We start from the raw sequence: 341 nt of genomic DNA, 5'->3' as shown, positions 1-341 counted from the left end.
GGGCTTGGTCCCGAGCTACCGTACCATCGCTGAGTTTCGACGGGTCAACGGGAACGCCGTGCGCGCGGCGAACCGAGGTTTCGTTGTGTTGTGCCGCGAGCTGGATCTGGTGGGTGGAGAAACCATCGGCATCGACGGCTCGTTTTTCCAGGCCAGCGCCAGTGACGCCAGCATCACAACCAAGAAGCGCTTGGAAGCGGAGTTGAAGCAGCTCGAACGTGAGCTGGAAGCCTACACGCGAGAGCTTGATGCCAACGACGCGCAGGAAACCGATGTGAGCGAGGCGTTGGGTGAAGCCCCCGCGCTGGCCCGCAAGCTGGAAGCACTCAAGGAGCGCCAGA

1 protein-coding gene is annotated in these 341 nt (G+C 62.5%); it reads left to right on the top strand.

What is annotated here, in order from left to right; translation table 11 throughout:
• Positions 1 to 341: transposase (locus BQ17_RS21485; RefSeq protein ID WP_176722294.1), on the top strand; the 341-nt coding region annotated here is incomplete at both ends.

The sequence above is a fragment of the Candidatus Thiosymbion oneisti genome (assembly GCF_900092655.1).
Taxonomy (GTDB): domain Bacteria; phylum Pseudomonadota; class Gammaproteobacteria; order Chromatiales; family Chromatiaceae; genus Thiosymbion; species Thiosymbion oneisti.
Note: the sequence above shows the minus strand (reverse complement) of the source record. Positions and strands in the feature narration are given on the sequence as shown.